Here is a 5,178-nt window from a genome sequence, read left to right on the forward strand (position 1 = left end):
CCGCGAGGCCGAGGGCCACGCTCGCCGCCGCGTTCGCCAGTGCGTAACCCCTCGCGCCGTCCTCCGCCAGGCCTCGCTGACGCCGGTGATGGGTTCGCGGCGGGTGGCGAGTCGGCCGGAGCGCTCGCGCCAGGTGGCGTCCAGGCGTTCGGCGACCAGGCCGGAGCGCAGCGCGGCGGCCTGGCCGCCAGCGCGTTCGAGGTCCTGGAAGAAGGCCCAGGCGGCGTGGGCGAGTTCGTCGGTGAGCCGCTCGACGTACCAGGAGCCGCCGGCCGGGTCGACGACCCGGGCCAGGTGGGACTCCTCCAGCAGGATGGAGGAGGTGTTGCGGGCGACGCGGCGGGCGAAGGCGTCGGGCAGTCCGAGGGCCGCGTCGAAGGGCAGTACGGTGACCGCGTCGGCGCCGCCCACGCCGGCGGCGAGGCAGGCGATGGTGGTGCGCAGCATGTTCACCCAGGGGTCGCGACGGGTCATCATCACGGCGGAGGTGACGGCGTGCTGGCGCTGCGCCGCGGTGGCGCCGGTGGCGCCGCTGACCTCGGTGACGCGGGACCACAGGCGGCGGGCGGCACGGAGTTTGGCGATGGTGAGGAACTGGTCGGCGGTGGCCGCGTAGCGGAACTCCAGCTGGGCGGCGGCCTGCTCGACGGTGAGCCCGGCGGCGGTGAGGGCGCGCAGATAGGCGACGCCGGTGGCCAGCGAGCAGCCGAGTTCCTGGGCGGCCGAGGCGCCGGCGTCGTGGTAGGGCAGGGCGTCGACGGTCAGGGCGCGCAGGCCGGGGCGGTCGCGCAGACAGCGGGCGGCGAGGTCCGCGGCGGCGGCGAGAGGCCCGGCGGGGTCGGTGTCACCGCCGGTGCGGGCGAGGGTGCCCAGCGGGTCGGCGCCGAGGTTGCCGCGGGCGGCGTCGCGCGGGGTGGCGCGCTCGTCGTGGAGGCGGAGCAGCCGGTCGGCGGCGGCCTCGAATCCGGCGCCGGCGTCGAGGACGACGGGTGCGAGGTCGAGGTAGACGCCGTCGAGGGCGGCCGGGAGGTCGTCCACGGCCAGTCCGGCGGAACCGACGGTCAGCCAGAGGGAGGTGACCCCGTTCTCCAGGTCGGCGAGGACGGCCTCGTTGGCCCGCCGGGGGTCGGGGTGCGCGTGGTGCTGGCGTACGTCCCAGCCGCCGGGGGCGGTCCCTTCGGGGCGGCCGCCCCGGACGAAGGGGGCGAAGCCGGGGTAACCGGGCGCCGGAGGGGCGTCCTCGGCGGTGTAGAGCGGGCGGGTGCGCAGCCCGTCCCCGAGGGCGGTGGCCAGCGCGTCCTCGGCCGCCGGGCCCACGGCGTCGGTGCCCGCTTTGCTCAGCACGCCCTCGACGAGGCGCTGCCACTGCTCACGGGTCGCGTCCGGGAACTCGGCGGCCAGGGAGAAGCCATCATCAGGCAGGACCGTCATGCAGGGAAGGCTAGGGGAGCAGGCGCGTCCGGCAGCAGGGGCAACCGCTGTGACCTTGGCCTCTTCACCGGGCGGTGGGCCCGGGGGGTATGTCCGGCCGTGTGTCCCCCGGCGTCGCGTGTCCGGTGCGTCCGCTCCCCCGGCGGGTCCGTCAGCGCGCGGGCGCGCAGTCGCGCACCGGGTCGTCGTGGGTGAGGACGCAAGCGATGGCCTCGCCACGGGCTTTGCCGTACTGCGTGACGAGCGCGGTGCGGAAGTCGTGCCACTGGCGGCGGGTGTCGGTGACGGCGGCCCGGACGGCGCGGTCGAAGTTGTCGGCGGTGCGGCCGCGGGGTGTGGTGGGGCCGCTGGTGGCTCCGGTGACCGGGTCGATGATGCCGTTGTCCTTGTTGAGGTCGGTGTGCTGGACGCGCTTGCCGCAGGCGAGCGGGACGAGGGAGAAACAGCCGGTGGTCAGGCCGTCGGGGACGTCCGTGGCGAGCGGGGGCCGTCCGCCGGCGAGGGCGAGCAGGGGCGAGGGGGCGGGCAGGTCCAGGCCGGGCGGGTTGTCCTTGCCGGCGGGCCGGCCGGGATCGGCCCGGTCGGCCCAGTTGCTGTGCGAGTAGAAGTCCTGGACGCCGTGCAGGGCGCGGCCGAGGCCCTCGACAGCCTCGCACTTGTCGCGGCCGGGGACGCCGAGGGTGAAGGTGCAGTCCTTGGCGAGGTCGCTCTCGCGGGGGGCGACGGCGCCGTCCGCCGCGAGGAGGCCGCCGGCGGCGGTGACGCCCTGGCGGAAGCGGGTCTGGAGCTTGGCGACGCAGGCCTGGAGTTGCCGGGTGGCCTGGGCGCGGGTGCGCGGGTAGCCGGGGAGGGCGAGGAAGTCGGCGTTGTCGCAGTGGGCCTCGGCGCTGAGGGCCTCGTCGGAGTCGGGTGCGCCGACGGCGCCGAAGGTGCCGTCGTGGCCGGCGAGCTGGGCGAGGGAGCGGGGTTCGAAGCAGTCGCCGTCGGACCGCGCGCCCGGGGCGCAGGCGAGGGCGGCGCGGGTGACGCGCTCGTGTTCGGCGTGCTGGCCGAGGGCGTTGACCGTGCCGAACGCCTGGGCGGGCTGGGCCGGTACGGCCGTCAGCAGGAGGGCGGCGGTACCGAGGAGGAGCGCGCCGCGGCGCGGGGTGAGGGGTCTGCGGGTCGACAAGGTCCGTCGGCCTTTCCGATGGGTCGTCAGCTGACCTTGGGGTCAGCCGGATCTGGGTCGGGGCAAGTGGAACCCCATGCCCTCGGAATATGCAATTCCGGACGGACCGGGCGGACTCGGCCCCCCTCGGTCCTCCTCGCCCCCCGCCCCCCCTGGTCCTCCCCCGTTCCTCGTCCTCAGCCTTCGTCGCCGTCGTCGGTCTCGGCGACCTCATGGCGCTCGGGGACGACGAATTCGCACCAGACGGACTTGCCGGTGCCGCGCGGGTCGACGCCCCAGACGTCGGCCAGCCGGTCGACGAGCAGCAGACCGCGGCCCGAGACTCCTGATTCGCCGGGTTCGCGGCGGCGGGGCAGGGTGCTGGAGGTGTCCTCGACCTCGACGCGCACGCGGCGCTCGGGTCCGGTGACCATGTTCAGGGAGACCACGGCCGGTCCGTCGGTGTGCAGCAGGGCGTTGGTGATCAGTTCGTCGGTGACCAGCTCGATCTCGTCGGAGCGTTCCCGGGCTCCCCAGGCGCGTACGGCCGCGCGGATCATCTGCCGCCCGGCGGCGAGGGCCTCGGGGTCGGCGGGCGGGATGGCCTGCTGGAGCCGGCCGGCGGTGCGGGCGGCCGGGCCGTGGCGGCGCAGCAGCACGACGGCCAGGTCGTCCTCGCCGCCGCGCCCGCCGACGACGTTGCAGAGCTTGTCGGCGAGTTCCTCCAGGTCGTGCGGGCCATGGGCGACGAAATCGGTGAGCTGGTGCATGCCCTCGTCGAGGTCGGAGCCGGGCACCTCGACCAGGCCGTCGGTGAACATCAACAGCGTCTCCCCCGGGTCGAGTTCGACGGTCGTCACCGGGTATTCGACGCGGCCGAACTCGGCGGAGAGGCCCAGCGGCAGCCCGCCCGGGACGGGCAGGCGGCGGCAGGTGCCGTCGGCGTGCCGCAGCAACGGGTCGATGTGCCCGGCGCGGACGAGCTGGACGACGCCGGTGGACAGGTCGGCCTCCGCGTAGGTGCAGGTGGCGAAGCGGTCGGTCTCCAGCTCGTGGAGGAAGATCGAGGCCCGGGCCATGACGGTGGCCGGGGCGTGGCCCTCGGTGGCGTACGCCCGCAGGACGATGCGCAACTGGCCCATGACGGCGGCGGCATGGGTGTCGTGTCCCTGGACGTCCCCGATGACCGCGCCGACCCGGCCCCCGGGCAGCGGGATGGCGTCGTACCAGTCGCCGCCGATGTCGCGGCCCATGCGGGCGGAGCGGTAGCGGACGGCGATCTGCGCGCCGGGGATCTCGGGGATGCGGCGCGGCAGCATGGACTGCTGGAGCCCCTCGGCGAGGTCGTGCTCCTGGTCGAAGAGCATGGCGCGGGCGATGCTCTGGGCGAGGCTGCTGCTGACGGCGATGAAGAGGTTCCGCTCCTGCTGGGTGAAGCCGCGGGTGTCGCGGTACAGCAGCCCTATGGCGCCGATCGGGCGGCCCTGGGCGATCAGCGGCAGATAGGCGGCGGAGGCGATGCCGATGCCCCTGATCCGCTCCCACAGCCAGGGGTAGTGCGCGGCGAACTCCCCGCGGGACTCGATGAAGCGCGGTGCCATCGTGCGGATGACCTCGCTCATCGGGAAGTCGTCGTCGACCCGGGTGTAGCGGGTGCCGGCGATGTAGTGCTCGGAGGGGCCCTCGGCGACCAGATGGATCCGGCCGGAGTCGAGGAGTCCGAGGACCAGGAGGTCGCAGCCGAGGTGTTCGACGGCCTGGGGGTCCTTGAAGAACTCGATGACGTCCTGGACGGTCCGGGCGTGCGCCAGCGCGGCGGTGATCGTCTCGACGATGGTGGTCTGGTGCCGGCGGTCCTCGTACGTCTCGCGCGGCCCGGCCGAGTGGCCCAGCTCCTGGGTCGCGTCGCGGACGACGCCGAGGATGCGGCAGGGGCGGCCCCGCTCGTCGCGCTGGACGCGGCCCTGGGTGTAGGTCCAGCGCAGCGCACCGTCGCGGGTGCGGATGTGGTAGTAGGCGCTGTAGGTGTCGGTGCCGTCCTTCAGCGTGCGGGAGACGAGGGCGTCGAGCCGGGCCGCCTCGGGGCGGGGGACCCGGCCGGCCAGGTCGGCGATGTTGCCGTGGAACTCCCCGGGATCCAGCTGGAGGACGTCCAGCGCCGAGACGTCCAGGTGCAGCCGGCCCGACGCCAGGTCCCAGTCGAAGAGCCCCATGTGGTTGACGGCAAGGCCCACCTCCGGGCGGGCGGGCCAGTCGTCCGGCGGCCGGCCGGCGGGCGGCGCTCCCCGATCAACCATAGATCCACTCTGCCACCCTTTGCCGGTTAATTCGATTCATGGCCGTTGGGCGGATGCATGGGACGCGGGGATGCGGATACTCGGAGGTCACCCGGGGGAGTCGTAAGGAGCGACGGCCATGGAGTGGTTCACGGCGTCCGGGTACTGGCTGAGCCGGCTGGTGCTCCAGCGGGCCCTCGCCGTCCTCTACCTGGTCGCCTTCCTCACGGCGGCCCTGCAGTTCCGCGCGCTGATGGGTGAGCGCGGCATGCTGCCGGTCCCGCGCTACGTCCGCTACGTCCCCCTGCGCCGGGCACCCAG

At 74.5% G+C, this 5,178-nt stretch carries 3 protein-coding genes and 1 pseudogene; 1 reads left to right on the forward strand and 3 read right to left on the reverse strand.

What is annotated here, in order from left to right; genetic code table 11:
- From AB0K09_RS29665 to AB0K09_RS29675, 3 genes are all read right to left on the reverse strand, one after another.
- A partial coding sequence (locus AB0K09_RS29665; RefSeq protein ID WP_366068497.1) for a methylmalonyl-CoA mutase subunit beta occupies positions 1–1,431 on the reverse strand: 1,431 nt, incomplete at its 3' end.
- A gap of 151 nt (positions 1,432–1,582) precedes the next feature.
- The gene (locus AB0K09_RS29670; protein ID WP_366068498.1) at positions 1,583–2,602 is read right to left on the reverse strand and encodes a CinY protein; all 1,020 of its coding nucleotides are present in this window, start codon (positions 2,600–2,602) and stop codon (positions 1,583–1,585) included.
- A 176-nt stretch (positions 2,603–2,778) separates the two neighbouring features.
- Positions 2,779–4,878, reverse strand: coding sequence for a SpoIIE family protein phosphatase (locus AB0K09_RS29675; RefSeq protein WP_366068499.1), 2,100 nt, complete (start codon positions 4,876–4,878; stop codon positions 2,779–2,781).
- A 118-nt stretch (positions 4,879–4,996) separates the two neighbouring features.
- Between AB0K09_RS29675 and AB0K09_RS29680 the strand changes: the two are divergent.
- Positions 4,997–5,178 (forward strand): annotated as a pseudogene (locus AB0K09_RS29680) (lipase maturation factor family protein); the annotation flags it as partial.

Origin of the sequence: Streptomyces sp. NPDC049577 (assembly GCF_040675635.1) — a bacterium.
Lineage (GTDB): Bacteria > Actinomycetota > Actinomycetes > Streptomycetales > Streptomycetaceae > Streptomyces.

Coding starts and splice junctions, on each gene's coding strand:
- AB0K09_RS29675 (WP_366068499.1), bottom strand. CDS start 4,878: ATGGTTGATCGGGGAGCGCCGCCCGCCGGCCGGCCGCCGGACGACTGG.